This is a genomic window from Canibacter oris, assembly GCF_014197205.1.
GTDB lineage: Bacteria > Actinomycetota > Actinomycetes > Actinomycetales > Microbacteriaceae > Canibacter > Canibacter oris.
Window position 1 is genome coordinate 94,101 of the sequence record NZ_JACIFD010000002.1, and the last position, 26,313, is coordinate 120,413.

At 57.6% G+C, this 26,313-nt stretch carries 22 protein-coding genes and 1 tRNA gene; 13 read left to right on the forward strand and 10 right to left on the reverse strand.

Translation table 11 applies throughout. The features are described 5' to 3' along the window. Window positions 1-50 precede the first annotated feature (50 nt). From F5897_RS01255 to F5897_RS01280, 6 genes are all read right to left on the reverse strand, one after another. Window positions 51-2,075, reverse strand: coding sequence for a BCCT family transporter (locus F5897_RS01255; RefSeq protein WP_343048725.1), 2,025 nt, complete (start codon window positions 2,073-2,075; stop codon window positions 51-53). A 231-nt stretch (window positions 2,076-2,306) separates the two neighbouring features. After that, window positions 2,307-3,710, reverse strand: a complete 1,404-nt coding sequence (locus F5897_RS01260; protein WP_124824312.1) for a class II fumarate hydratase — start codon at window positions 3,708-3,710, stop codon at window positions 2,307-2,309. 95 nt (window positions 3,711-3,805) lie between these two features. Next, window positions 3,806-4,459 carry a carbonic anhydrase gene (locus F5897_RS01265; RefSeq protein WP_183304207.1) on the reverse strand — a complete coding sequence of 218 codons (654 nt, stop codon included), beginning with the start codon at window positions 4,457-4,459 and terminating at the stop codon, window positions 3,806-3,808. Window positions 4,460-4,493: 34 nt separating this feature from the next. Continuing rightward, a complete protein-coding gene (locus F5897_RS01270) occupies window positions 4,494-5,183 on the reverse strand; it encodes a DUF4245 family protein (protein WP_183304208.1) in 690 nt (229 codons plus the stop codon). After that, window positions 5,183-5,443 (reverse strand): exodeoxyribonuclease VII small subunit, encoded by a 261-nt coding sequence (locus F5897_RS01275; protein ID WP_124824309.1) that lies wholly within the window; start codon window positions 5,441-5,443, stop codon window positions 5,183-5,185. Before F5897_RS01275 ends, F5897_RS01270 begins: the two co-directional genes overlap by 1 nt. A gap of 217 nt (window positions 5,444-5,660) precedes the next feature. Beyond that, window positions 5,661-5,736, reverse strand: a tRNA-Lys gene (locus F5897_RS01280). 189 nt (window positions 5,737-5,925) lie between these two features. Between F5897_RS01280 and F5897_RS01285 the strand changes: the two genes are divergently transcribed. Continuing rightward, window positions 5,926-6,552, forward strand: coding sequence for a hypothetical protein (locus F5897_RS01285; protein ID WP_124824308.1), 627 nt, complete (start codon window positions 5,926-5,928; stop codon window positions 6,550-6,552). Window positions 6,553-6,832: 280 nt separating this feature from the next. On the opposite strand, the gene F5897_RS01290 is transcribed toward F5897_RS01285, so the two are convergent. Beyond that, complete coding sequence (locus tag F5897_RS01290; RefSeq protein ID WP_183304209.1) at window positions 6,833-7,777, reverse strand: NUDIX hydrolase; 945 nt, start codon at window positions 7,775-7,777, stop codon at window positions 6,833-6,835. After that, window positions 7,774-9,885, reverse strand: coding sequence for an RNA degradosome polyphosphate kinase (locus F5897_RS01295; RefSeq protein ID WP_183304210.1), 2,112 nt, complete (start codon window positions 9,883-9,885; stop codon window positions 7,774-7,776). Before F5897_RS01295 ends, F5897_RS01290 begins: the two co-directional genes overlap by 4 nt. A 68-nt stretch (window positions 9,886-9,953) precedes the next feature. Between F5897_RS01295 and F5897_RS01300 the strand changes: the two genes are divergently transcribed. The 3 genes from F5897_RS01300 (at window position 9,954) to F5897_RS01310 (ending at window position 12,267) form a co-directional block, all read left to right on the forward strand. Beyond that, the gene (locus F5897_RS01300) at window positions 9,954-10,229 is read left to right on the forward strand and encodes a hypothetical protein (RefSeq protein ID WP_124824305.1); all 276 of its coding nucleotides are present in this window, start codon (window positions 9,954-9,956) and stop codon (window positions 10,227-10,229) included. A 174-nt stretch (window positions 10,230-10,403) separates the two neighbouring features. Continuing rightward, window positions 10,404-11,522 carry a CAF17-like 4Fe-4S cluster assembly/insertion protein YgfZ gene (gene ygfZ, locus F5897_RS01305; RefSeq protein WP_183304211.1) on the forward strand — a complete coding sequence of 373 codons (1,119 nt, stop codon included), beginning with the start codon at window positions 10,404-10,406 and terminating at the stop codon, window positions 11,520-11,522. 4 nt (window positions 11,523-11,526) lie between these two features. Next, window positions 11,527-12,267 carry a phosphoglyceromutase gene (locus F5897_RS01310; RefSeq protein ID WP_124824303.1) on the forward strand — a complete coding sequence of 247 codons (741 nt, stop codon included), beginning with the start codon at window positions 11,527-11,529 and terminating at the stop codon, window positions 12,265-12,267. A gap of 66 nt (window positions 12,268-12,333) precedes the next feature. Here F5897_RS01310 and F5897_RS01315 read toward each other — a convergent pair whose 3' ends face one another. Continuing rightward, on the reverse strand, window positions 12,334-12,816 hold the full coding sequence (locus F5897_RS01315; RefSeq protein ID WP_124824302.1) for a CarD family transcriptional regulator: 483 nt from the start codon (window positions 12,814-12,816) through the stop codon (window positions 12,334-12,336). Between the two features lie 170 nt (window positions 12,817-12,986). On the opposite strand from F5897_RS01315, the gene F5897_RS01320 reads away from it, so the two are divergent. From F5897_RS01320 to rlmB, 3 genes are all read left to right on the forward strand, one after another. Then, window positions 12,987-13,487 (forward strand): DNA modification methylase, encoded by a 501-nt coding sequence (locus F5897_RS01320; RefSeq protein WP_124824301.1) that lies wholly within the window; start codon window positions 12,987-12,989, stop codon window positions 13,485-13,487. Between the two features lie 155 nt (window positions 13,488-13,642). Continuing rightward, a complete protein-coding gene (gene cysS, locus F5897_RS01325) occupies window positions 13,643-15,079 on the forward strand; it encodes a cysteine--tRNA ligase (RefSeq protein WP_124824300.1) in 1,437 nt (478 codons plus the stop codon). Between the two features lie 2 nt (window positions 15,080-15,081). Then, the gene (gene rlmB / locus F5897_RS01330; RefSeq protein ID WP_124824601.1) at window positions 15,082-16,080 is read left to right on the forward strand and encodes a 23S rRNA (guanosine(2251)-2'-O)-methyltransferase RlmB; all 999 of its coding nucleotides are present in this window, start codon (window positions 15,082-15,084) and stop codon (window positions 16,078-16,080) included. Here rlmB and F5897_RS01335 read toward each other — a convergent pair. Further along, window positions 16,067-16,459 (reverse strand): Rv3235 family protein, encoded by a 393-nt coding sequence (locus F5897_RS01335; RefSeq protein WP_124824299.1) that lies wholly within the window; start codon window positions 16,457-16,459, stop codon window positions 16,067-16,069. The two genes, rlmB and F5897_RS01335, sit on opposite strands and share 14 nt — an antisense overlap. 150 nt (window positions 16,460-16,609) lie before the next feature. Here F5897_RS01335 and F5897_RS01340 point away from each other — a divergent pair, with 150 nt between their 5' ends. From F5897_RS01340 to F5897_RS01365, 6 genes are all read left to right on the forward strand, one after another. Beyond that, entirely contained in the window at window positions 16,610-18,118 is a 1,509-nt protein-coding gene (locus tag F5897_RS01340) for a histidine kinase N-terminal domain-containing protein (protein WP_183304212.1), read from the forward strand. Window positions 18,119-18,180: 62 nt separating this feature from the next. Next, window positions 18,181-19,959: a proline--tRNA ligase gene (locus F5897_RS01345; protein ID WP_183304213.1), complete on the forward strand. Its 1,779-nt coding sequence runs from the start codon at window positions 18,181-18,183 to the stop codon at window positions 19,957-19,959. 269 nt (window positions 19,960-20,228) lie between these two features. Then, on the forward strand, window positions 20,229-20,519 hold the full coding sequence (locus F5897_RS01350) for a WXG100 family type VII secretion target (protein ID WP_124824296.1): 291 nt from the start codon (window positions 20,229-20,231) through the stop codon (window positions 20,517-20,519). 13 nt (window positions 20,520-20,532) lie between these two features. Beyond that, complete coding sequence (locus F5897_RS01355; RefSeq protein WP_183304214.1) at window positions 20,533-24,285, forward strand: FtsK/SpoIIIE domain-containing protein; 3,753 nt, start codon at window positions 20,533-20,535, stop codon at window positions 24,283-24,285. Continuing rightward, entirely contained in the window at window positions 24,279-24,509 is a 231-nt protein-coding gene (locus tag F5897_RS01360) for a hypothetical protein (protein WP_124824294.1), read from the forward strand. The genes F5897_RS01355 and F5897_RS01360 overlap by 7 nt, the downstream gene beginning before the upstream one ends. Next, window positions 24,506-26,308, forward strand: coding sequence for an alpha/beta hydrolase (locus F5897_RS01365; RefSeq protein WP_183304215.1), 1,803 nt, complete (start codon window positions 24,506-24,508; stop codon window positions 26,306-26,308). Before F5897_RS01360 ends, F5897_RS01365 begins: the two co-directional genes overlap by 4 nt. Window positions 26,309-26,313 lie beyond the last annotated feature (5 nt).

The following is a 26,313-nucleotide window of genomic DNA, read 5'->3' on the forward strand; positions in this document are numbered from 1 at the left end:
CGCGACAAAACGCCGGGAGCCGCTGGTGTCAGACACAGCCGCCGCTGCGGTTAAGCGGTTTTGCCGTCTGCGGAGTCGCTGTCAGCGCTGTCATCCGGCGATGTGGCAGCGTTAGCAGCGGCATCGGAGTCTGCGGCCGCAGCATCGGTCGCAGGTGCTGTCTGCGAGTCGGTGTCAGTCACAGCGGCAGCCTCTGCGCGAGACAGCTCCGCGAGATTAATGGCGGCGGTGTCGGTGCTAATCTCGTTGCCGTGCTGCTCCTCCTGCGGCAGCTCGTTACCAGCGAGGTCGAGGTAGACTCCCTGCTCATAGTCGTATTCAAGCGGGTTGCCGTCATGGTCGGTGCGGGCATACCACTCGGTTACCTCCGGTGCGGCGGAGTCGAAGTCAGCGCCGGTTGCGAACTCGCTATCAATCTCGGTCGGGGTTACCGCAAGCGCGAAGTTGTCACCGTATTCGCTGACCCCCTGGCGCACCGCTTTTTCAATTGCGCTGTGCTCGTACATTGCGCGGATTGTGAACGGATCATGACGCAGTTCTTTCAGCAGTGCTACCGTCATCAAAATCAGCACAACCGCAAACGGCAGGGCCGTGATAGTAATCAGATTCTGTAGCCCCTGCAGCGCGTTTTTGCCGCCGGTCAGCAGCATCACAACCGCGACACCCGCCATGCACACCGCCCAGAACACCGTAATCAAACGTTTCGGTGCCGGGTTGCCGCGCTGCGACAGCTGGGAGTTCACGAGCGAAGCGGAATCGGCTGAGGTGATAAAGAAAATCGCGAGAATACCAATCACCAGCGGCGCCACAATGTTGCTTCCGGGCAGGTGGCTGAGCACCGCAAACATAATCTCATCAGGGTTTGGCAGATTCGCAATATCGTTGCCCGCTGCCAGCGCTGTCTTTTCACGCTGCAGCCAGATTGCGGTGCCGCCGAGCACGGTAAACGCCACGATTACGATGGTGCTCGGGATAAACAGCACACCCAATACAAACTGTCGGATGGTGCGGCCCTTAGAGATTTTTGCCAGGAACACACCCACGAATGGTGCCCAGCTTACCCACCAAGCCCAGTAGAAGGTGGTCCACCCGCTCAAGAACACCTGCATTTCGGGGCTTGACATCATGTTTGCCGCCAGCCCCTCCGGGAAGCTGGAGAGGTAATCGATAATCACGCTCGGAATTGCGTTCATAATAAAAGCGGTTGGGCCCACGAAGAACACAAACACAGCAAGCCCGATTGCCAAAACCATGTTGATATTGGAGAGGATCCGGATGCCCTTGGCCACTCCTGACACTGCTGAGATAATCGTGCCGATAGTCAGCACCATGATGATGCCAATTGCCAGAGCGTTACCTTCGGCGCTGAAACCACTGACGATTTCCACGCCGCGTGAAATCTGCATTGCACCGATGCCGAGGCTCGCGGCGGTTCCGAAAAGAGTTGCGATAATCGCCATGCCGTCGATGATGCGCGCCGCTGGAGCGGTTTCATCTTTGTTAAACAACGGCATCACAATTGAGCTCATCAGGGGCACTCGCCCGCGCCGATAAGACACGTACGCGACCGCGAGGCCAACAATGGCATAAATTGACCACGCATTAAAACCCCAGTGCAGCGCAGACTGGCTCATTGCGTGCCCAATCGCCTCCGGGGTGGCGCCGGCAACGGTGCCGGGGCGCGGACTGAGATAGAAACTCAGCGGCTCATATGCTCCAAAGAAGATAATGCCGATGCCAATACCGCCGGCAAATAGCATCGCAATCCAGGAGCCGTTAGAGTAAGCAGGTTTTTCATCGTCAAGCCCCAGGCGGATCTGGCCGTAGCGAGAAAAAGCCAGCCACAGCAGCACAATCATCAGCCCAGCTGCAAGCACCGTGAAAATCCAGCCCAGGTTAACCATCACCCATTCCAGCGCAATAGATGAGGTTTCCAATACTGCGCTTGGTTGTAGCACGCCCCAGACTACGAAGCCGAGCACCAGCACGCCGACAACCGCCAGAATCACCTTATCGACGCCGTAGCGCACCTTCTGATCCTCGATAGAGACGCCGGGCACTAGGGCCGGGTGCATCTGATGCGGATAGTTAACCTCGGCTAGAAACTGCTTCGCTTGTTTTTTTACAAGCGCTGTTCTTTCTAGCTCGGCGGAAACAGCTTTGGCGGCATCTCTGTGTGAGAGACGCCGCCAAAGGGCTGTTTTTTGTTTATTTGTAGTTGTTTTTTGATGCTCGAAAGGCATTAAATATTCCTACCTGTTTTAACCCGGGAAATTTTCTCTTTGGGCTAAACCAGGCGATGGAATCTATTTAGCGACTCCCGGGTGGGTCATGGATAGCAGATCCAGTGCCTTATCAAGTTCAGCTTCGGTTACCTCACCGCGCTCCACATACCCGAGGTCAATAACAGCCTCGCGAACGGTGATGCCCTTAGCAACGGAGTGCTTAGCAATCTTCGCCGCGGCCTCGTAACCAATCAGGCGGTTAAGCGGGGTAACGGTTGACGGGCTCATGCCCGCAAGTGCTGCCGCACGCTCCAGGTTAGCCTCAAGACCGGCAACAGTCTTATCAGCCAGCACTCGGCTTGCGTTAGCCAGCAACCTAATAGATTCTAGCAGAGCGGTGCCCATAACCGGAATTTGCACGTTCAGCTCGAATGAGCCAGAAGCGCCGGCCCAGGCGATGGTAGCGTCGTTACCGATAACCCGGGAGCACACCATCAGCACAGCCTCCGGAACCACCGGATTTACCTTACCCGGCATGATTGAAGAGCCTGGCTGCAAATCAGGGATGAACAGCTCGCCGAGGCCGGTGTTCGGGCCGGAGCCCATCCACCGCAGATCGTTATTGATCTTGGTCAGGCTGACCGCGATGGTGCGCAGCGCGCCCGAAGTTTCAACCAGAGCGTCACGGTTTGCCTGTGCCTCGAAGTGGTTGCGTGCCTCGGTGATTGGCAGCCCGCTAGAAGCAGCAATCTCGGCAATAACCTTCTCCGGGAAACCCAGTGGGGTGTTGATACCAGTGCCCACCGCGGTGCCACCCTGTGGCACCTCAGCAACACGTGGCAGCGCAGCCATGACGCGCTCGATGCCGTAACGGATCTGTGCTGCGTAGCCACCAAACTCCTGCCCGAGGGTAACCGGGGTGGCGTCCATCAGGTGGGTACGGCCAGGTTTAACCGCGCTCTGCCACAGCTCTGCTTTCTGCTCGAAAGCGACTGCGAGGTGCTGCAGCGCTGGCACCAGCTGCTCCAGCAGCGCGCCGGTTACCGCGATGTGCACAGAGGTTGGGAAAACGTCGTTTGAAGACTGTGAAGCGTTGACGTGATCGTTCGGGTGCACCGGGGCGCCCAGGTGGCCGGTAGCGAGAGTGGCCAAAACCTCGTTCATGTTCATGTTTGAAGATGTGCCAGAGCCGGTCTGGTAGGTGTCAACCGGGAAGTTTTCATGGTGTTTGCCGGCGATTACCTCATCAGCCGCAGCAACAATAGCATCAGCAACGTTTGCGTCGAGAATGCCGAGATCTTTGTTGGCGATAGCGGCAGCGCGCTTAATGCGAGCCAGTGCTACGATTTGAGCTGCCTCCAGCCCGGTGCCGGAGATCGGGAAGTTCTCTACGGCGCGCTGGGTCTGCGCAGCATACAGTGCATTTTTTGGAACTCGCACTTCACCCATGGTGTCGTGCTCGATACGGTACTCGATTTCGCTCACTTGCTTCCTTTGCTAGAAAACTGGTCGCGTGTGATATCCCGCGACACTACTAGGATACTAGTATTTGAGTTTGATAACAGCTATCGAAACGTTTGTTAAATTGTCAGTTGCCCGACCGCGGTGAGGGGGCGAATATTGCCGTCTACCAGGTTGTAATGGCAGCCCACAACGCCCAGCACCCCGGCAGCCACCGCGTCACGCAGAATTGTGGAGCTGCGCAGCAGGTCGTTGACCGTGAGTAGGAGGTGTTGGCGACCAGCGGCATCGGCATCAATCGCTGCCGGATCCACGTAAGGATTTGCGCTGTTGTGCTTCAGCCACACCTGCTGCACTGCCGGCAGCACCGGCTGCAAGGTGCGCTCTACCGCGGGAGGCACTGGGGTTGGTTGCTGTGACGAGAGATTAATTGCGGCTTTCACCGCGCCACAGCTGTCGTGGGAAAGTACCACAATTAACGCGCTGCCGAGTTCTGTAACCGCAAACTCTAGCGAAGCGACGATAGATTCGGCAACGATGTGCCCCATATTGCGGATCACAAAGAGGTCGCCCAGGCCGCGGTCGAAAATAATCTCAGCCGCGAGGCGGGAGTCGGAGCAGCCGAACAGTGCGACATTGGGTGCCTGGCCCTCTAACAGCTGATCACGGCGAGACGCGTCCTGGTGCGGATGTCGTTGTGCGCCGCTGATAAATCTCTGATTTCCCTCTAGCATCTCCTGCCAGGCCTGCTGAGGTGTGATCCGCTGCTGCATCTGATTTCGCTTTCTAGAAGGGGAGTGGGCGCTGTTACTGGTTGCCTGCGTCGCTGCGCAGCGAGGTTGCGGCGGCTGTTGCCAGCGTCTTTACTTCATCGTAGCTGGCGGTGCCGATGACAACCAGGGTGCTGTCGCTGAGGGTAGTGCTGAACGCCCACAGCACGTTAGAGCCGTCGGGGCTATCGGTGTGGTGGTCATAAACTTGCCACTCGTGCCCGGCAAAGGTTTCGGTGCCGGTAGTCGCTTTCTGCTCCACGGTCTTATGTACCCAGCGTGAATCCGCAGGTGCATTTTCGCGGTTATACCCCTGCAAAACCGCGGCGTATTCACCAACTTTTTCGCCCTCTGGAACCGGTGTGGTGTACCCCAGGTACCAATAGGTGACCAGCTCATCCTTATCAAAACGCAGCTCCGCCTGTTTTGCGAGCCACTGTTCGGGTAGTTGTGGATCAGCCAACGGCCGCCCAGCTGTCGCGGTCGCGGCGGTTGCCAGCTCTGTCACATTGACGTTGCGGCTGAGGTAGTCGCCGGTGCCACGTGGCACAATCAGCACTATCAGGAGCAGCACTCCAAGGGACACCAAAAGCGAATAGATGAGGTTGTTAAGAGTTTTGCGTTTCTTGTACAGGTACGAGTCGCGGGCTTTGCGTGCCGCGGTTTCTTCGGGGGTCTCTGGACGCCCGAGTTCTGCAACTACCGCTGGTTGTTTTTGGCGCGCCATTAGAATGCCTCTTCTGAAATTTCGGTGTCGGCGGCTGCGCTGTCTGCCGCGGCTGCTGCGGTGGCCTCTTGGCGAGCCTGCTCCAGCCGCTGCTTGGCGCCTACCAGCCAGCTTTCGCACCGGCGCGCGAGGGCTTCGCCGCGTTCCCACAGTGCCAGTGATTGCTCAAGCGTGGTGCCACCATTTTCAAGCTGCTGCACGATTTGCACCAGCTCATCACGCGCCTGTTCGTAGCTGAGAGTTTCAAGATCTTCCGCCATGCTTTTAATTCTAAGCGATTTGCGGGGAGGCGCGCCCACTGCAGCGGTACAGCATAAGGGCGTAAAAGAGTAAAAACAGCACTGCGACTGTGAAAATTCACCCCAGGCACGCCGATGTACGCGATGTGTGCCTAGACGCGCGCTAGGTACGGAAATTTCGAGCCGTTAGCGGCAATGCGGGCAACGCAACAAGGCTGAAAGCAAGATTAGCAATAAATGGTGGGCCCTGTGGGGCTCGAACCCACGACCCACGGATTAAAAGTCCGATGCTCTACCAACTGAGCTAAAGGCCCTCGAATAAAAACAATAGCTGATTGCTCACGATTGCACAAGTTGCGGCGCGTCTCGTGTGCCGTGTCTCGTTCTCTGCGTCTGTTGGCGGTGCCTGCGCTGTGTGTCTCACGCTATGTGTCCTATGCGGCACGGGCCGGTGGTGTCGCGGTGCCTGCGCGTCGGCGCCGGTTCTGAGAGAATTAAACTGTATGGTTGCACAGTTTTCAAAACCCTTGTATTTAGAGGCAGCGCACTTTGACAATTTTGTTGGGGGTGTGGATCCTGCCGCCCAGCAGCACCTGGCCACGCAAACGGCATGGGCGCTGTTAAATCGTGTCCGTAAAGCTGCTGACCCGGAGCTTGTGGCACGGGTTATTGAGCACGCGGCAACGCATGGAGTGGAGGAAATCGCGGAGCTGTGGGCGGATGCGCGGGCGGATACGCTGGCCGGAGTGCTGTGGCGACTCTATCTGATTCGGCGTGCAGCGCAGTTGCTGCCGCAGGAAATCGCGGCGATGTTTCGCGCCGGGCAGAGTGAGCACAGTGTGGAAAGTGTGGTTGCTGCGGTGGCAGAACCAACCACGGCCGAGGCGGTTGTGGCGTTTTGTGACAGTGTGCTGCGCGGGGTTTTCAAAGGAGACTTTGCCGCGGCGCTTGAGCGTGCCTGGGCTTATTGCCGAGTTCTGGCGGTCGGGGCGGCGGTTCTGGCTGATTCTCGAGAGCTGGATTCCGCGGTGCACGCGCGGCAGCTGACGATGCGTGGCGCCAGGTATTTAGAGATCGGCGAGGAGCTGCTCCGCGCGGCGAAACTGTGGCGTTTCAACCGGCTTGATTAACGCCTCAGAGGTATTGAAAAGCGCCAGCCGTGCCGGTTTTTCATTGATAATGCAGCAGAATTTTAGTAGACTACTTAAGCCAGGCCGTAGCTAACCCCGGGCTCCAAATAATTAGCCGCTTCGAGCGGCCTTCCGCCGAGAGGCGTTGCACGGTCTGGCATTTTATTGCCCTGCGGGTTTTCTCCGCGGGTTTTTCTCTGCGGGTTCTTGCCCTGCGACGCTGCCGTGCCGAAAACACTGGCTGCTATCTGGCGGCGCGGACTGAGCGCCTCAACCCCCGTCAGAGCATGTGTTTTAGTGGGTAGCTCTCAACGCTCACCAGCTGGCGTTTTTTCGGCTTTTTGGTGAGGTGAAAAACAGCGAAACCTGCCGGCGGCAATTGTACCGCCTCCTGCAAGTATGATCCCGACCTGGAGCCGGCAGACAGCGCTATCTCTCGGGCAATCTCTGGCAGCACCGGGCGATGCGAGCACAGCACCACACTTTTTTGTTTCGCGACTGCTGCCGCCACGGTGTCACGCAGCCTGCTGAGGTCGCCAGTGTCCCAGGTGTCTTGACTGAGAGCTGCAGTGGTGGTTAACGGCACTTGTAGCAGATGAGCAAGCGGAGTGACGGTTGCGCGACACCGCTTGGCGTCACTAGTGATAATGCTCTTAGGGTTAAAGACGCTAAGCACCGGGACGATTAGCTGGGATTCATCGCAGCCTCTATCTGTCAGCGGCCGCTTGCAGTCAACTGGAAAATCAACGCCGCGCGGCTCTGCCTGAGCGTGCCGTAACACTAGAACCGCGTAGGTGTCATGACGTTCAGACTTTACCAGCTGCGCAAAAACTTCTAAAATCTCTCGATCCCGAGCATAACTGAGCTGCTGCGGAGCCTGCTCTAGAGGCACCCAAGCCAGCTGCGCAATTTCGGCGTTCGCCCGGAATCGGTGCTTTTTAGCCGCCTTCCGCGTAACCTTTGCTGCCCAGTAGGCCACAACTTTTTTATCGCCGCCGCGTAACCTGTAAGAGAGGGTACCGAGATTCACCCCAAGCTTTACACGATACCCAGTTTCCTCTCGGGTTTCCCGTACCGCAGCCTGTGGCAGAGTTTCATTCGGGTCAAGCTTGCCCTTGGGAAAACTCCAGTCAGCATACCGCTTACGAAACACTAACAGCACTTCAACGCTTTTATTTTCACGGTTGTAACGCCAGGGGATAGTGCCAGCAGCGTAAACCGTCATCGGTTCCTCCTGCTGCGAGCCAACGTGCGATCTTGCATCACCAAATCCTGTAAATCAGGCAGCCGCTGCCCGGACTCATCAACGGTGGTGCGGTGCCAGGTGTCGTCAGGCTGCAGCTCCCACACAATCACTCCCTCTTGGAAAGCAAAGTGGAAGAATCTATCAATGCGTGCCAGATGCTCGGCTGAGTCGATCCGCACCAAAACCTCAATACGGCGGTCGAGATTGCGGTGCATCAAGTCAGCGCTGCCGATGTATACCTCGCGCTCGGCACCGCAGCCGAAAGCAAAAATGCGGGAGTGCTCCAGGTAGCGGCCGAGCACGCTGCGCACCCTGATGTTTTCGCTAAGACCCGCAATGCCGGCGCGAATTGAGCAGATGCCGCGCACCCATATATCAATTTTGACCCCGGCACAGCTGGCCTCGTAGAGCGCGTCGATGATTTCCTCATCGACCATGGAGTTGGTTTTGATTTTAATTTCTGCGGGTTTACCCGCCAGCGCTAATTCTGTCTGCTGTTTAATGCGTTGCAGCAAACCCGGGCGCAACTGCAAAGGCGCCACCAGGAGCCGGTCATAGTTGGTTTCAATCGCGTAGCCTGACAGTACGTTGAACAGTCGGGTGACGTCACGGCCAACCTCATCAGACTTGGTGAAAAGCCCGAAGTCTTCGTAAATACGGCTGGTTTTCGGGTTATAGTTGCCGGTGCCGATGTGGCAGTAGTGGGCTAGACCGTGCTGCTCCTCGCGAATCACATGCACGAGTTTGCAGTGGGTCTTTAACCCCACCAAGCCGTAAACCACGTGAACTCCCGCCTGCTCTAGTTTCCGTGCCCAGCTAATGTTTGCGGCCTCGTCAAAGCGCGCTTTCACTTCGACCAGCGCCAGCACCTGTTTGCCGGCCTCAGCCGCGCGAATCAGCGCCGCAACGATCGGGCTATCACCTGAGGTGCGGTACAGGGTTTGCTTAATAGCGAGCACGTTCGGGTCAGCCGCAGCCTGCTCGATAAAGCTCTGCACGGTTGTTGCAAACGACTCATAGGGGTGATGCACCAGCAGTTCGCGGCGGCTAATAGCGCCGAAAATATCAGCCGGCTCGGTTGCGCTCTGCGCCGCAAAATCACTTGCGGTAACCGGCAGATGCGGGTGAAATTTGAGATCGCTGCGACCCAAAGAGGTCAGCGAGAAAAGACCGCTTAAATCGAGCGGGCTGGGCAGTGTAAAAACCTGATTTTCGTCGATGCCCAGCTCCGTGACCAGCAGTTCGATCGTATTGTCGTCCATATCATCAGAGATTTCGAGGCGGATCGGCGGGCCGAAGCGTCGCCGCAGCAACTCTTTCTCGAGCGCCTGGATAAGATCTTCGGATTCATCCTCCTCAATCACCATGTCCTCGTTGCGAGTGAGACGGAAGACGTGATGATCGATTACCTCCATGCCTGGGAAAAGCCCGTCAAGCTGGTTGGCGATAAGCTCTTCAATCGCGACAAAGCGAACGTTATCGATGCTCTCGCGCTGATCCACCCGCACAAAACGCGGTAGCATTTGCGGCACTTTAAGCCTTGCAAATTCGACTTTGCCTGTGCGCGGGTTGCGCACGCGGATGGAGAGATTCAGGGTGCGTCCGGAGATGTAAGGGAAAGGGTGTGCTGGATCCACCGCCAAAGGCATTAAAACCGGATAAATGTTGGCCTCGTAGTAGGCAGTGAGGACCTCACGGTCAGCGCGATCCAGGCTCTCCCAGGAGACGATTTTGATACCGCTGGCTGCCAGCTCCGGCTGCACTTGCTCTAGGAAACACTTAATGTGGCGCTGCTGCAGCTCGTAGGCGGTGCTAAGAATCTGCTCCAGCTGTTTCGTGGGCGCAGTGCCGATGTTGGTGGGGACCGCCAGATCAGTTACGATGCGACGCTTCAAGCCAGCTACCCGCACCATAAAGAACTCATCGAGGTTGCTCGCGAAAATCGCCAGGAAGTTGGCGCGCTCAAGCACCGGAATAGCTGCATCCTCCGCCATTTCTAACACGCGCTGGTTGAAAGCCAACCAGCTTAATTCGCGATCAATATAGCGAGTGGTGGTATCCGCCGCAGCAGTGTTTTCAGCGCTCATAATTTAATTTTCTCATATCGGGGCAGCAGCGGCTAGAATCCGGGGGAAAACATGGCACAATATTAGTTATGACGGAGCGAAATCGAGTCAGCCATAAATGGTCCATTGCGGCGGCCTGGGCCGTGGCGATTTCGATTGGTGTTTTTGCAGCATTTTTCCGCGGCGGGGCTTATCAGGCGCAGTTGATTTTGCTGACGGTTGGGTTAGTAGCGTTGATGACCGGGTTGCTGCAGCTGATTGTGGCAGATAAGGACGGCTTTATCGTACGCATTTCCCTGAGCATCGCGGGCGCGCTTTTTTTCCTCGGCGCAACCACAACCCTCCTCAGTTTTGCGATAAACTAAAACCATGATTCTCGCACTAGAAATTTTCTTCCTGGCCTTGCTCGGTCTGGCTTCCGCGTCAATCGCGTTCGTGTCAGGAACTGTTATCTACAACCTCTTTAAAGGTCAGAAATAGTTTCTGCTGTTATCTCAGCCTTGCCGGGTGCTGTTTTAGACGCAGCTGGTGAGGCTGTTATGCATTTTGGCAACCCGCTTAAGGAAGGCCGTGATTTTCTTGCAGGTACTGCTGCTGCGGTGCGTGATGAGCTTGCAACGCTGCAAATTTCAGGGGTGGATCGGCTCACCTGGCTGCACTCCATCACCAGCCAAGATTTAACCTTGCTAAAACCCGGCGACAGCACCGAAACGCTGCTGCTCAGCCCGCAGGGCAAAATTGAACAGCAAATTGCGGTGCTGGCAACAGCTGACTCACTGCTGTTGATGGTGCCGCGTGACAGGGCTGAGCTGTTACTACAGTTTTTGCAGCGGATGCGGTTCACCCTGCGGGTGGAGATTGCCGATGTTACAGCTGTCAACGCGGTGCTGGAGCTGTGTTTACCGGTTGCCGCAAAATCGCAACTGTGGGAGCATGAAGCGTTGCGATGGTTGCGGTCAAGTTGCTCCACAGCTGAGCTGGATGCGCTGCCGGTATGGTATGACCCGTGGAGCTGGGTGCCAGCGCACGGCATCAGCTACTACGCGGGCGGATCCCACCCAACATTAGAAAACCCCGGCATTGTGCGGGTGCTGCTGCCACGGCAGCAGTTGTCACTGTTAGCCGCTGCGGTCACCTCAGGGGACGCAAAAATTGCGGGCAGTCTGGCTACCACCGCGCACGAGGTTGCGCTCTGGCGCCCCACCGTGGCGGAGCTTGATGAGCGGGCGCTGCCGCACGAGTTTGATTTGCTGCGCAGCAGCGTGCACCTTAATAAAGGCTGCTACCGCGGCCAAGAGACGGTTGCCAAGGTGCACAATCTCGGGCATCCGCCGCGGCGGTTGGTGTTTGTGCATCTTGATGGCAGTGCCGGTGAGCTGCCGGAAGCGGGGGATTACCTTTACGCTGTGGCCACTGCTGACGAAGTAGCAACGGCGAAACCGGTCGGAAAACTGACTCGGGCGGTGTTGCACTGCGACTGGGGGCCAATTGCGCTGGCGCTCGTGAAGCGTTCTGCTCCCACCAGCGGCGCGTACCTGGTGCAGTTGCGCGATGGCACCACGGCGGCAGCAACCGTGGAGACCATTGTGGATCCCGCAGCGGGAGCCGTAAACGCGCTTGATCCAGCGGTGCGTAAAGCCCTGCTGCAGGTAAAATAGAAGTATGACAAAAAAACTGATTCTACTGCGTCACGGGCAAAGTGAATGGAACGAAAAAAACCTGTTTACCGGCTGGTATGATGTGCGGCTCACCGAAAAAGGGCAGAGCGAAGCAGTTCGTGCTGGGCAGCTGCTGGCAGAGGCGGATTTGCTGCCGGATGTGGTTTTCACCTCACTGCTGAGCCGCGCGATTATGACCGCTAACCGGGCATTGGAGAGCGCTGACCGGCTGTGGATTCCGGTGCATCGCTCCTGGCGTCTTAACGAGCGCCACTATGGGGCCTTGCAGGGCAAAGATAAGGCGCAAACCCTCGCGGAGTTTGGCGAGGAGCAGTTTATGCTGTGGCGCCGCAGCTTTGATACGCCGCCACCGGCGCTGGCTGATGATTCTGAGTTTTCGCAGGTTAATGATCCGCGTTACGCTGATATGGACGGCGAGATGCCGCGGACTGAGTGCTTGAAAGACGTGATTGCGCGACTGGTGCCGTACTGGGAAGGCGAGATTTTGCCGCAGCTTAACTCCGGCAAAACTGTGCTAGTTACCGCACACGGTAATTCGCTGCGCGCCCTGGTGAAGCATCTTGAGGGGATTTCAGATGAGGATATCGCGCAGCTGAATATCCCAACCGGGATGCCGCTGGTGTACGAACTAGACGATAACGGCAAGCCAACTGGTCCCGGCCGTTACCTCGACCCAGAGGCTGCTGCTGCAGGGGCAGCCGCTGTGGCATCACAGGGTAAATAGCGGTGATAATGATTTGGTGGGGTGGATCGCTGATCCACCCCACCTAAAAATTTTGCGCAGAAATTTTTAAGACTCGAGAACAGAGTCAATTAGGTCACTTGCGGCGTCTTCATCGCATTTTTCAGCGAGGGCGACCTCAGAAACCAAAATCTGGCGTGCCTTAGCCAACATTCGCTTTTCGCCGGCTGAAAGCCCGCGGTCGTGCTCGCGGCGCCACAGGTCGCGCACTACCTCAGAAACCTTAATCACATCACCGGAAGCAAGCTTCTCAAGGTTTGCCTTGTAGCGACGTGACCAGTTTGCTGGCTCCTCCGTGAAAGGGTCACGCAGTACACTAAAGACGTGCTCTAGCCCTTCTTCGTTGATGACATCCCGCACGCCTACCATCTCGCAGTTGTCGGCCGGAACCTCAATCGTCAAATCGCCCTGATTGACTTCGAGGGTGAGGAACAGCTTTTCTACGCCGTCAATCTTGATCTTATTGGTCGCGATGATTTTTGCGGCACCGTGGTGTGGATAAACTACGGTTTCACCAATCTCGAATTGCATGAAACTAGGCTCCTTGTATACAGTCTGACTATTAGAATACCACAGACTGACACGCCGAGGAAGAAGCCTGCTTGCTGCACAAAGGCTGAAAATTTTCGGTATGATTTAAGGAGACACTCAGCCAACACGGCAAAAAATCCTGTAGATAGAAGTGAAACACGGAGGCAAGTTTGAAAAGCCGCACCACTAAGTCAATTGCTTTAGCTGGCGTTTTAGCTCTGAGCTTGAGCGGTTGTGCGCTGCTCGCGCCTGTTGCTACTCAGCACCCATATGACCCGAGCGACGGTGTCGGCGCCGACGTGTCACACGTTGACGTTCGTAACCTGCTGCTGATTGCAGACAAGCCAGGCGGCACCTATAACGTTGTGTTCACCGCGGTGAACGAGGCAGAGGCAACCGAGCTTGACATGACCTTCGTTGCCGCAAACGGTAAGAAAGAAAGCGTTAGCTTCGATTTGCAGCCAGGCAGCACCAAGGTAGGCGACCTCACCAACCTGCAGACCCGTAAGCTGCTGCAACTCGGTAACCAGGAGATTGGCTCAACCGTTACGACCTACCTCACAGTAGAGGGTGAAAATGTTGAGGTTTATGTGCCTGTGCTTGACGGCACCCTGGAAGAATACAAGCAGTACGTGCCAACCGCTGCAGACACTGCGATTACTCAGAACTAAATGCTGTATTAAATGTTGCTGGCTAGCCACGGTTAGCCAGCAACATTTTTTGTTTGAGGGCGGCTGGGAATCCCTTGCCGCGCCTGGCTTGCGACAGAGCCGCACTGTTGCAACCTTTACTGCTGATTAAGAAGTAAGCGGGGTAGACTGAAACCGTGCAAAAAATTTATGACTCTAAAGCGCAGCAACTGCTGGAGTTTGAACCGCGCCAGCCTGGCAAAATCGGGATGTATGTGTGTGGGCCCACAGTGCAATCTGCGCCGCACATTGGGCATCTGCGCAGCGCGTTGGTTTATGATCAAATGCGGCGCTGGTTTACGGCTGCAGGCTACGAGGTGACTCTGATTCGCAATGTCACCGACATCGATGACAAAATTTTGGTGAACGCCGCAGCCTCAGCAGCATCCGCGCAGCCGGAAACCTGGTGGCAGCTGGCGCAGCGTGTGGAACGATTGTTTAGCGCCAGCTATCGTGCTATCGGAGTTGCAGATCCAGCCGCTGAACCTCGCGCTACCGGACATATCGGTGAGATGGAGCAGCTGATAGGGAGGCTTATTGAGGCCGGTTACGCCTACGAGACCGCGGACGGTAGCATTTACTTCGACACCGTGGCCTGGAAGCAGTATGGAGCCCTCACTCGGCAAACCGTGGAAGCAATGGCTGAGGGAGCAGAAACTGCTCCGGGAAAGCGTGCAGTGACCGATTTTGCGCTGTGGAAAGCGGCGCGCGAAGGGGAGCCGCAAGACGCACAGTGGCAGTTGCGTTACGGGGGTAAAGGGCGGCCCGGCTGGCACATTGAATGCTCTGCGATGGCAACCAGGTTTTTGGGTGCGGCTTTTGATATTCACGGCGGTGGGCGCGATTTGCGGTTCCCACACCATGAAAACGAGCTGGCACAATCGAACGCTGCCGGTGACGAGTTTGCGAAATACTGGGTGCACAATGGGTTGGTTAATGTTGGCGATCAGAAAATGTCGAAATCGCTCGGCAACTCCCTGTTTGCGGCAGACCTGCTAGCTGCCGCCAGCGGTTTGGTGGTGCGTTACACCCTGGGTGCGGCGCACTATCGCTCAACTCTGGCTTACAGCGAAACCGCACTTGCAGAGGCTGCTGCTGCGGTTGAACGGATAGCTGAGGTGCTGGCTCGCGCGACACGGGATTTGGGCGCGGCGGTGCCCGATCCACACCTAGAACTGCATGGCCTAGCAGAGGTCGTGCCGGCGGAATTTGCGGCTGCAATGAACGAGGATTTTGCGCTGCCGCAGGCGCTTGCGCAGGTGCACTTGACGGTGCGTACCCTGAACGCAGCGCTTGACGCTAAAGACACTGTTTCGGCAACCACTGCGAGCCGTGAGCTGGTTGCGATGCTGGCGGTTTTGCACTTGGATCCGCGTCATCCGCAGTGGCAGCGGGGCGGCGACAGCAAGCAGACTGCAGCACTGCAACACCTGGTAGACAGTCTGTTGCAGGCGCGAGCTGCTGCGCGAGCTGCGAAAGATTGGGCGCGTAGCGATGAGATCAGAGACCAGTTAGCCGCGGCAGGAATTCTGCTTGCCGACAACGCTAACGAGACAACTTGGAGTTTGAAATGAGTATGAAACGTAATGGGCGTCCGGGTGCGGTACGCAAGAAAAGCCGTGGCAAGCAGGTAGGTTCAGGCGGGCAGGGGCGACAGGCGCTGGAGGGGCGCGGCCCGACACCGAAAGCTGAGGATCGGCCGTACCATCCGGCATACAAAGCAAAACAGCTGCGCGAGCGGGCCGCAGCAAACCGTCGCGCGCAGCAGGGGCAGCGCGGCGGTAGCGCGTCGCGGGGTACAGCTGCGGCGCGAGGCGGTAACTCTGAGGTAGAACTGGTTAGTGGCCGCAACTCAGTGTTGGAGGCGCTCCGGACGCGAATCCCTGCCACCACTCTGTACGTTGCTGCTCGTGCGGAGCTTGATGACAGGATGCGGGAGATTTTAGGTATCGCAACCGGGCGGGGGATTCCGGTGCTAGAGATTATGCGCCCGGAAATGGATCGCATGGTAAGCCGTGATACAGTGCATCAGGGAGTGCTGTTGAAGGTGCCAGCTTACGAGTATGCGCACCCGATGGATTTGCTGGAGCGGGCTTTTGATAGGGGCGAAACACCGCTTTTAGCGCTGCTTGACGGGGTTACCGATCCGCGCAATCTCGGCGCTATTATCCGCTCTGTCGCAGCGTTTGGCGGACATGGTGTGATTGTGCCGCAGCGTCGCGCAGCGGGTGTCACCGCTGCGGCTTGGAAAACTTCTGCTGGTGCGGCCGCGCGGTGTCCGGTAGCGCTTGCAAGCAACCTCACCCGCACTATTAAAGACCTTAAAAAGCAGGGCGTTTTTGTAATTGGCCTCGATGGTGCTGGCAGCACTCAGCTGCCCGGTTTGGAGCTAGCGGACCGCCCGCTCGCAATTGTCGTCGGCAATGAAGGCAGCGGTTTGAGTCGGTTGGTCGCCGAAGAGTGCGATCAGATTGTGTCAATCCCGATTTCGGCGGCAACCGAATCTCTTAACGCCGGCATTGCGATGAGCGTTGCCTGCTACGAGGTGGCACGGCTGCGCGCTACAGCACAGTAATTTCCTCCGCCCGCCACTTGCCGTGCGTGTATTTTAACCGAATCGCCACGGCAAAGGCACGGCGCTGTTTCACAAGGGTGGCAACGCAGTCGAGACAGTCGTCAGCGGTGCGAAAGGTGTGGATTAGCGGGCGTTGCCGCACCCAGGTGATGGGTTCGCGCTTGGTGTTGCGCTGGGCTGCGGCGCCCAGCACGATCCGCTGCTGTAATTGCAGTTGCTGCGACACAGCCGGGGTGATGCTGCTGCTTAAAGTCGCCACAGGGCGGCCGCAGTGCACAACCTCTGCGGCGAAAAGCGCTAAACCACACAGAAAGGAATTTGAGGGTGGGTCGGGCGCATGCTGTTGGTAGTCAGCTGCAAGATCGTTGCGAGGTGACATGATGTTTCCTTGTGGTAAGTTCCCGAATAGTGCTTCCTTGCGTTATTAGAGAAACTCTAAAACATTATTTCAACCGCGTGCAAGATGTTTTATTACCTCTGGTGTTTGTGCCTTTAACTTTTTTGGGCTGGTTCGTGGTTTAATCAGAGTGTGTCTACTTTGCGACGAATTGCGACTAAATACACTGAACTGACAGCTGCTGAAATTGACTGGTTAGAGCTGCTCGCGACCGACTGGTCTCTAATTGCTGACCTGGCGCTGTCGGACGCCGTGCTGTGGGTGCCCACCAGTGATGGCGAGTTCTTGGCAGTCGCGCACAGCCGCCCGACCGGGCAGCTGACCACATTCCACCGCGATATCATTGGTGATTTCTTGCGGGACGACTGGCGTGCCACCGTGCAAACCGCGATGGTTGAAAATCGCTCGGTGAAAGCGAGCAGTATTACCTGGTATGAAGAGGCGCCGATGCAAATGCAGGCGTGGCCGGTGAGTATGCGTGCCGCCGATAAAGGGCAGCCGCATGGGCCGTTCGCGGTGGTCACACTGCACACCCCAACCACTGCAGGCAAGAGTGAGAGCCGCATGGGTGCGGCATATCGGGCCTGCGCGCTGGATATTATGCGGATGATTAAAACCGGCTATTTCCCACCAGCTGGCACCCAGCGGGGACGGCAGCGGGGTGCACCGCGGGCGGGTGACGGTCTGATGCGGTTAGATATTGACGGCACGGTTAGCTTCGCGAGCCCCAACACCCTCACCAGTTTTGCGCGACTGGGCTATCGCGACGAGATTGAAGACGAGAAACTGCCGGAGATTGTGGCGGCGCTAACCGCCGGCGTGTACGACACCAACGAGTCCCTGCCGCTTATCGCCGGGGGTAAAATAGCTGCCCGCACCGACATTGAAGCCAAGGGTTTCACGATTACCGCAAGGTCGATTCCGGTGTATCGTGACGGTGAGCGCGTCGGAGGTATCGTGCTGACACGCGATATCACCGATATTAAGCAGCAGGCGCAGGAGCTGATCACCAAAAACGCCACGATTCGGGAAATTCACCACCGCGTGAAAAACAACCTGCAGACGGTTGCTTCGCTGCTGCGGGTGCAGGCGCGCCGCGCTGAGAGCGACGAAGCGAAGCAGGTGCTTGGACAGGCGATGCGCCGAGTCGCATCAATCGCCGTGGTGCACGATGCGCTGGCAACCGGGGTCGATCAGATCGTGAAGTTCGACGAGGTTTTCGACCGGGTTTTGGGGCTCGCTGCAGAGGTTGCAAGCACCAACAACACCGTGGTTTCGATGCGCAAAATCGGTGCTTTCGGGCAGCTGCCGTCAGAATTCGCAACACCTTTGGCGCTGGCCTTAACCGAGATCGTAACTAACGCTGTTGAGCATGGTTTGGCGGATCGCGAAGGCCAGGTCACTATCGCCGTGGAGCGCACCGAGAGTGACATGCTGATTACCGTCAGTGATGACGGCGTGGGCCTGGTTGCGGGGCAGCCAGGCGGGGGGCTTGGCACTCAGATTATCCGCACCCTCATCGAGGGGGAGCTCGGCGGCACCATTAAGTGGTCCGCTAACGAGCCGTGCGGGGTGCGGGTTGATTTAGCAATTCCGCTGCGCTGGATTCTCGGCTTGGAAGAGGAAGCAGACACACCTTAAGCCACGCAGGTTGACGGAGCTGCGCGCCGCGTAACGGCGCTTCACGCGGTACGATAGTAAGCGTGCTAGAGAGACTGAGTAATTACTTTTTCAAGACCCTGCGTGAAGATCCGGCCGAGGCTGAGGTAGCCAGCCACAAACTGCTGCTGCGCGCAGGCTATATTCGCCGTCAGGCTCCGGGTGTTTTCGCTTGGTTGCCACTGGGGCTGCGCGTCAAGTCTAAAATCGAGCAGATTATCCGTGAGGAAATGGCCGCAGCGGGAGCCTTTGAGGTGCATTTCCCGGCGCTGCTGCCGCGGGAGCCTTATGAGAAGACCGGTCGCTGGGAAGAGTACGGCGATGCGCTCTTTAGGCTGCAAGACCGCCACGAGGCTGACTATCTGCTGGCGCCAACTCACGAGGAAGCCTTCACTCTGTTGGTTAAAGACATCGTCACCAGCTACAAAGAGTTGCCGCTGAGCATCTACCAAATTCAAAACAAATACCGCGATGAGGCGCGCCCTCGTGCGGGGCTGCTGCGCGGTCGCGAATTCACCATGAAGGACGCATACTCCTTTGGTTTGGGGGCGGATCAGCTCGCCGCAAGTTACCAGCAGCAGCGTGACGCATACGAGCGTATTTTCAGCCGACTGGGCATGGAATACGTGATTGTTGCCGCTGACGCCGGCGCTATGGGTGGCTCTAAGAGCGAGGAGTTTTTGCTGCCGATTGCTATCGGTGAGGACACGTTTGTGCGATCCGCCGCAGGATATGCGGCTAACGTGGAGGCGTACGTCACCACCGCGCCGGAGCCTCAGGACTACAGCGAGGTGCCGGCTGCGAGTGTGTTTGACACCCCTGGCGCGCAAACCATCGCCGCGGTTGTGGACACTCTTAATGCTAGCGGCGAGCACCCGGCAGGGCGCGCCTGGGCAGCGCAGGACACCCTAAAACACGTGGTGCTTGCGGTTACTAACCCGGCCGGTGAGCGTGAGCTTGTGGTCATCGCAATCCCGGGGGACCGGCAGATTGATGATAAACGCCTTGAGGTTGCTTTCCCAAACTGTGAGGTAGAACCCGCAACCGTCGCTGATTTCAAAGCGCATCCGGAGTTGGTGCCAGGGTTTATTGGAGCCGGCGACGGCACCGCGCGAGTGCTCGGTGTTGGCGGCAGCAGCGAGGTGCGTTTCTTGGTGGATCCGCGCATCGTCACCGGAACAGTGTGGGTCGCGGGTGCGAACACCGCCGATAAACACGTGCAGAATCTGGTGTACGGGCGTGACTTCGAAGCGCACGGCGTAATCGATGTGGCTGAGGTGCGTGACGGGGATCCAGCACCTGACGGATCAGGTCCGATTGAGACCGCTCGCGGCATGGAAATTGGTCATGTTTTCCAGCTGGGGCAGAAGTACGCCGAGGCGCTCGGGCTGAAAGTGCTTGACGAAAGCGGCAAGCTGCAGACTGTCACCATGGGCTCATACGGCATCGGTGTGACCCGGATTTTGGCTGCGCTTGCAGAGCTGAACGCTGATGATAAGGGGCTGGTGTGGCCGCTTAACATCGCGCCTTATCACGTGCATTTGGTGGCCACCGGAAAAGATGAGCTGGCTTTCGAGCTTGCAGCTAAACTCGGTGCGGAGCTCAGCGATGCCGGGGTGGAGGTGCTTTACGATGACCGGCCGAAGCTGTCTCCGGGAGTTAAGTTCGGCGATGCGGAGCTGCTGGGCATGCCTTATGTGCTGGTCGTGGGACGCGATGCGGCAGCCGGTGTGGCCGAGCTGTGGGATCGTGCTGCGGGCACCAAAGAAAAGCTCCAAATCTCTGAGGCAACAGCAATTTTGCAGCAAAAGCTAGCTAGTTAAGCTGAGTGTATGAAGTGGCGTCGGTTTTCCCGGCGCCACTTTTGTTTTCCTGGTGTCTCCTTGTTTACCTGGCGCCGTTTTGTTTTCCCTGGTGTCGCTCTTTTAGGGTTTTCCACAGATTTTGCGAACCGGCTGAACAGCGGTTGTGGCTGAAAATAAGATTTTTTTATCGCGTATCTGAAGCAGTAAAACTCCCGAATAGTGTTGCCGGATACGCGGCTAAATTAACATCAAAAATCAACTAGCACCGCAAATTAAGGAGCACCGAAATGAACATCAGAGTGAGCTACGGTGAGCTGGAAGCTGCCGCCGGGCAGATAGCCCAGGGGCGTGAAGACATGGTGTCGCGTTTACGACTGCTGGAACAGCAGATGCAGCAACTGGTTGCAAGCGGCTTCGTGACTGAACTGGCATCACAAAAATTTGCTGCTTCGTATCAGCAATACACCCAGCATGCCACGGGAATGATTGAACAGCTGAGCGAGATCGAGCTGTTCCTGAGGCAAACCGCGCAGGTGCTGCAGGAAACGGACTCCCAAATTGCGGCGCGTATCGGGTAGCGACTATTTAATCTTGCGACTTCGGGACGGCGCCACGGAGCGCGTGTGCCGTGCCGAGTTCGACCCGACTGTGACCGTGCAGCAGCTGCTGTACGGGTTGTTATCGGTGACGGTCACCTCGGCGCAGCAAGCGGACGGAGGGGATGTGGATCACAGCGAGTACGATGTGCTGGCGCGCAATCACGGCGGGCAACAGTGGCGGGTTATGGATCCGCAGCAGTTGTTGCGTGAGACCGGGCTGTTGCATGGCTGTGAGGTGCGGGTGAGGCCGCGGCTAAAAGGCGCGGCACGGGGCCGCTTTGCCGCCGGGCTGCAGCCAGCGGCTGTGAAGCAGGGCTCTTGGGGCGTGGTGCAGCCTAGAGCTGCTGCGTTTACTGGGCAGACTGAGGTGGCGTTCGTGATTGTACACCCGGGGCGTGACAATCAGCTTTCGGGTGCTGCTGGTCCCAGCGGGGCTGCGGCACTTTTAAACACCGGGGCAGCACCAAAACTCACGGTTGCGACTCTGCTGCGCCACGGCGCCAAGCAGCTGGGCGACACCGGAGAGCAGCAGCCTACTGAAAGTTCATTAGCAGGTGCGGCGGCGGGATTGCACGGCGGGTTTCCGCTGTATGGTGCGGTGGCGCCGCTGCTAATAGCGGTTATAGTGTTTCTCGTGCTGCAGAACCCCCTGGTGCTGCTGTTCGGGGTTTTAACGCCGGCGCTGTTAGTCGCGGGAAAACTCGACGGGCGCCACCAGCGACGGCAGCAAACCCAGCATCGGGCTCGCACACAGTGGCAGCAAGCACTTTTGGGAACCGTGCAGCAACAGCACTTAGCACGGCTGCGAGAGCTGACTCAGAGCATCGCCGTGATGCCATTGCCGCTGCGCTCACTGTTCGCGCCCGGGGCAGCAGCCTCTTTCAGCACCAGCAGCGCACAACGAGAGCTGCTCTTGCGTGGCGCCTGGCAGCAGATGCTGACACCTCCGGCAGTCGCAGACACCGAAGCTTGCCTGTTTGCGACTGCAAACGGAGTGTTACCGCTGCGCAACACGGTTATTTACAGTGACTCCCCGGAGCAACTCTTAGCCGCGTGTCATGCACTGCTGGCGCAGCTACTGTACCGCTACTGTCCGGAAGAGTTGCAACTACGGTACACAGCCGAGCACCTGCCGGTGCAGCTCTTGGAGAGTTTGAGTTTAGTGTCGGCATACACCGAGCTCCAGTCGCAAGCCGCGCCACGGCTCAGCGTACAGCTGGAGGTGCTGTTAGAGATGGGCACAAGCACGGAGCATTCACAGCTCGGACAGTTAACACTTGGCAGGACTGATCCACACCCCAAAAACAATCTGGAAAACCGCGCGGAGGAGGTGCGTTTAGTGTTTGTGCAAATACGAAACGGTGTCGCTGCAGCACCCGAGTGGGTTGCTGCTGCGGGGTTACTCCAGCTGCCCCACCAGGAATTTCGCGAATTCTGTGCCACCCTGGCGCCGCTCAGACCTCAGCGCATGCTGGTTGCCGCTGCTGCACCACAATGGTTGCAACTGCAAGGATTTCACGATCTGCCGAATGTCGCTGCAGTGATCCGCAACTGGCAGAACAGTCGTTACATCGCGCAGCTCAGTGCCGACTTTTGTCTTGACCTTGACGATGACGGCCCGCACTTTCTGCTCGGCGGCACTACGGGCTCGGGAAAATCAGAGCTGTTGCAAAACCTGTTGCTGAGCCTCGCGTGCCAAAGCCCGCCGGAACTACTGCGAATGGTGCTTGTCGACTATAAAGGCGGCACCTCGTTCGGGCAAATCGCCGCGCTGCCACACGTGGAAGCAACGGTTACCGACCTGGCAGCAGCCGGAGTGAAACGGCTCTTCACACTATTGCGGTTAGAAATGCAGGCGCGTGAAGAACGGTTGCGCAGCGCCGGATGTGCAAACATTTCGGAATTTAATAACAGAAATCAGCCACAGCGCGTAATGCCCAAACTGTTGGTTGTAATTGATGAGTTCGCGGCTTTGCTGTTGGAACACCCCGGCGCCGAGCAAGCAGTTGTCGATTTCGCACAGCGCGGCCGTGCCCTCGGTATTCACTTGGTTCTCTCAACCCAACGGCCGGCAGGCGCCATCAGCGATAAAATCAGGGCAAACATTGAAACCCGAATTGCGCTGCGGGTCACAACCGCGGTGGAAAGCCAAGATATTATTGGCAGCGCCAGCGCAGCTGAAATCGCTAAAACCGATAAAGGCAGATGTTACGTGCGCGGCGCCACAGGGCTCCGCCAAGCAACGGTGCAGCCGGTTAATGTTGCTGTGCCAGACAGGGCGGCAATCCGTTTGATTTTCCCCGACAGCCTCGCCGCCGCCGCGCAACCACCCGCAAAGTTAGCGGCCAACGACGCCGCAAACACGCAGCCTGCTACTATCGCCGCAAAGCTCACCACGGTGCTAAAAAACGCTGCAGCAGCGTGCTCCGAAAGCCCTGCTGCAGCAGCCCACAGCGCCCTGTGGGTACCGGAATTACCGCGCAAACTAACGCTTAAAGCCTGCGAATTTGCGCGGGCAGAGCACCTCGAAACATATCGCCAGCGGCAGCTCACCGGAACCGACCTGGCGCGCGTCACCCTGCTGCTCGGCGGCGCTGGCAGCGGCAAAACCTCAGCAATCGCGGCAATCGCGCACAGCTGGCACAGCTGCACGCACACTGCGGCACCAGAAAACACCATAGCCCGCACCATGGCCATGAGCCGCACTGCAAGGCACACGATATACCTCAGCGCGACACAAACAAACGACCGCTTCAGAGTGTTGCAAACGCTGACACAGGCTAAAGACGCGTTGCGGGAAGGCGGCAAAGTGCTGCTGGTGCTGGACGAAGCCACACCGGTGTATACCGCGATTAGCCGCGGCGACACGAAAATCATGCAGGCACTGCGGGAAATCATGATGCAGCCGCAAGCCCGCACTATAATTACAGCGCAGCAGCAGCGATTAATACCCCCGGAACTACAGCAGGAAGTACAACACACCTGGTACTGCGATAGCATCAGTGCTAATGCCAGCGCACAACTTCCGTACGCGCTGCAAGAAATACTTGAACCGCAGCTGCAGATTACCGGCAGAGCCCTTCACGCGACTCATAAAGAACTGCTGCAATTCGCCACAGTTGCGCCACACATGCGGCAGCTGCTGCACAAGATAGCGGAGCCCCAGCGCCGCCCCAGCGCTGCCTCCTGGGCAGTAGATGCGGTTACCGGAAGCGCAATTCAAGTGCCGCAACAGGGCCTAGTGATTCTCAGTTGTAAAACTGTGCAAGCACTCACACAGATTATGGCAAAAACTGTGGCGGCGCTCGCAGACACCGAACTGCGGCAACTGCCAGCTTGCCCGGCAGCAGCGCCGCAGCAACCGAACATCAGTGCAGCACTCAGCGCTGTTTACAACGGAAACCGTAGCCATGCGCTGCTGATTACTGATCTCACCCAGCTTGCGGAACCGACAATAGCAGAACTGTTACAACTGCACACCGCGGCAGCCGCGCTACCAGAGACAGCCCCTTTAATTCTGATCGGTGCGGTGCGTAAAACCCCTGCAACGTGGCAGCAGCGCCAGCTTTACGCCGCCGCAGACACTGTGCTGTGCTGCGGCTTAGATGACAGCGAACAGCCGCCCGCTGTGCTGCTGCCGCACCTAGACCGCTTTGCCAAACTTAGCCCATTACAGGGATACCTGGTGCAACAAGATAACTGCCAATTGGTAGATTTCGCCAGCTCAGAGGAAGCAGCATGTTAGAACTATCTAGCGACAGCAACATCGCAATTACCCACAGCGCCGCCCAGATCAACGAACTGCTGCACAAACCACAGCTTGAATTTGCCACCACCGTGCCGCTGCCTGCAGCAACCCAGTTCGAATACGAACTGCAACTCTTGTTACAAGCACTCAGACACAGCATCAGCTCAGTCGCCAGCTGCAGTGCTCAAACTTACGCCGCGCTCACCAGGATCGACAAATGACATACACCGAGCACCAACTTGAAGCCCTGCAGCACCTAGTGGCAGAACAAACGCTGAGCCTTACCGCCCTCAGCAACAACCTACGCCACAGTCACAGCGAATGCACCACCATTAGCCTGCATCTCAGCCGCCAAAACAGCAAAGCCTACCAGCAGCTAACCGAATTCTTTAGGAGAGAAATTGTGGCCGTGCTCGGTGACCTCGAACAAGCAGTGAGACTCGCAAACAATAGCTTTAACCACCTACAGCAGACGCTCACAAAGCACCTCCAACAGCAGCAGCTGCTGCGCGCGGAAATAGCAAGACTGCAGCTCGAACTCGGGCAAAGCCATGCCGCTCTAAACGCGCACGCCGCAGCATACGGTTTTGCGATACCGTCTAATCCTTTGCAGGCTGTTGCCAGTAGCAGCACGGCATACACTTGCCTGGCTGATCCACAAACCAATTATGATTTACAAACACTGTGGGAGCCGGCAAGCCGCCATCACAACTACCTCGCAGCGCAGCACGCCACGCACACCACACAGCTGGCCGCGCTACAACAGCAAATCACCACAGAACTCACAAACTTTCACGCAAGCCTCACCGCGGTGCAACTGCCACCACAGCCCCGCGAAGTTAGCGCCGCGGCCACCCCAGATAATCTCCGCATCACCGCCATCAACCACAAAAACCCGCTGCTTGCGGCAGAAAAACGACTCGCCGCAGGCGATCTTGACCCCGTAGCTTTGCTAGCAGTATATGCCGCGCTAAGCCAGCGCCAGCAGCGTATGTTTATCTCCCGCAACAAATGGTCTCTGGCGGCTGGCAGCCGAGTGCCAACCACGTTAAAACAAGAAGCCGCGCACCTAGCACTGCAGCAAACCCTGAAAGATCCGCAGACAGCGGCACGGGCTATGGGATTACCACCCGCAGCAGCAGCCCGACTGCACAGTGAAGCCAAAACCCTGCAAACAGCGCTGCGACAAAACCCCGAAGCGCAGCTCATCAGTTACGGCAAACAGCAGCACCAGAGCACAGCGCAGGTGCTGGTGGGAGACCCGCACACAGCGCAGCAGCTCATTGTGCTGGTGCCCGGTATGGGATCTAACGTTGGCGGTATCGGCAACACCCTGGCTGCGGCTCAGGCACTGCGCTCACAACTGCAAACACACCGTGTAAAAACCGCGGTTATCGTGTGGCAGGGGTACGACTCGCCGGAACTGCTCGAAGAACCCCTGCGACATAAAGCGGTGGCCGGCGGCGTGCAACTGCGTGGCGATATCGCCGCACTGCAACAGCAGTATCCAGCTGCAAAGCTCAGCATTATCGGTCACTCCTACGGCACCACCACCGCAGCAGAAGCGCTCAAGGGCATAGATCAGCCTGTGCATAATTTTATTGCGGTGGGATCAGCTGGCCTGCGTGACGGCACCACCAGGCAAGAGCTGCGGGCAGAGAAAATCTTTGCCATCACCGCGGCACCGGAAATCGCCAGCTGGGGTGATCCAACAACATACCAAAAACAGCACCTGCTGCGTGACCTCAGCCAGCACAGCGATTTAATCGCGCCCGTGGGAATAGCTTACGGAGAACACAGGGTGGATCCGCGCGACCTTGAGCAAGTCACCGTGCTACCAGCAAACCACGCCACCGCTGCGGGGCAACGAGTTGGCACACACTCGCTATATGCCACCGCGGCAGGGGAGGTAGGATACTTCAACCCTGAATCGCAGAGTTTGCGGGCAATCGCGGGGGCACTCGCCGCAAGTCAGGTGCAGCCGCAAGATTCGGTGCGTGGGTCGCCGGCTCCGCAGTAAGAAGA

Coding starts and splice junctions, on each gene's coding strand:
- F5897_RS01255 (WP_343048725.1), bottom strand. CDS start 2,075: ATGCACCCGGCCCTAGTGCCCGGCGTCTCTATCGAGGATCAGAAGGTG.
- F5897_RS01265 (WP_183304207.1), bottom strand. CDS start 4,459: ATGCAGCAGCGGATCACACCTCAGCAGGCCTGGCAGGAGATGCTAGAG.
- F5897_RS01270 (WP_183304208.1), bottom strand. CDS start 5,183: ATGGCGCGCCAAAAACAACCAGCGGTAGTTGCAGAACTCGGGCGTCCA.
- F5897_RS01275 (WP_124824309.1), bottom strand. CDS start 5,443: ATGGCGGAAGATCTTGAAACTCTCAGCTACGAACAGGCGCGTGATGAG.
- F5897_RS01285 (WP_124824308.1), top strand. CDS start 5,926: ATGGTTGCACAGTTTTCAAAACCCTTGTATTTAGAGGCAGCGCACTTT.
- F5897_RS01290 (WP_183304209.1), bottom strand. CDS start 7,777: ATGACGGTTTACGCTGCTGGCACTATCCCCTGGCGTTACAACCGTGAA.
- F5897_RS01295 (WP_183304210.1), bottom strand. CDS start 9,885: ATGAGCGCTGAAAACACTGCTGCGGCGGATACCACCACTCGCTATATT.
- F5897_RS01300 (WP_124824305.1), top strand. CDS start 9,954: ATGACGGAGCGAAATCGAGTCAGCCATAAATGGTCCATTGCGGCGGCC.
- ygfZ (WP_183304211.1), top strand. CDS start 10,404: ATGCATTTTGGCAACCCGCTTAAGGAAGGCCGTGATTTTCTTGCAGGT.
- F5897_RS01310 (WP_124824303.1), top strand. CDS start 11,527: ATGACAAAAAAACTGATTCTACTGCGTCACGGGCAAAGTGAATGGAAC.
- F5897_RS01315 (WP_124824302.1), bottom strand. CDS start 12,816: ATGCAATTCGAGATTGGTGAAACCGTAGTTTATCCACACCACGGTGCC.
- rlmB (WP_124824601.1), top strand. CDS start 15,082: ATGAAACGTAATGGGCGTCCGGGTGCGGTACGCAAGAAAAGCCGTGGC.
- F5897_RS01335 (WP_124824299.1), bottom strand. CDS start 16,459: ATGTCACCTCGCAACGATCTTGCAGCTGACTACCAACAGCATGCGCCC.
- F5897_RS01350 (WP_124824296.1), top strand. CDS start 20,229: ATGAACATCAGAGTGAGCTACGGTGAGCTGGAAGCTGCCGCCGGGCAG.
- F5897_RS01360 (WP_124824294.1), top strand. CDS start 24,279: ATGTTAGAACTATCTAGCGACAGCAACATCGCAATTACCCACAGCGCC.
- F5897_RS01365 (WP_183304215.1), top strand. CDS start 24,506: ATGACATACACCGAGCACCAACTTGAAGCCCTGCAGCACCTAGTGGCA.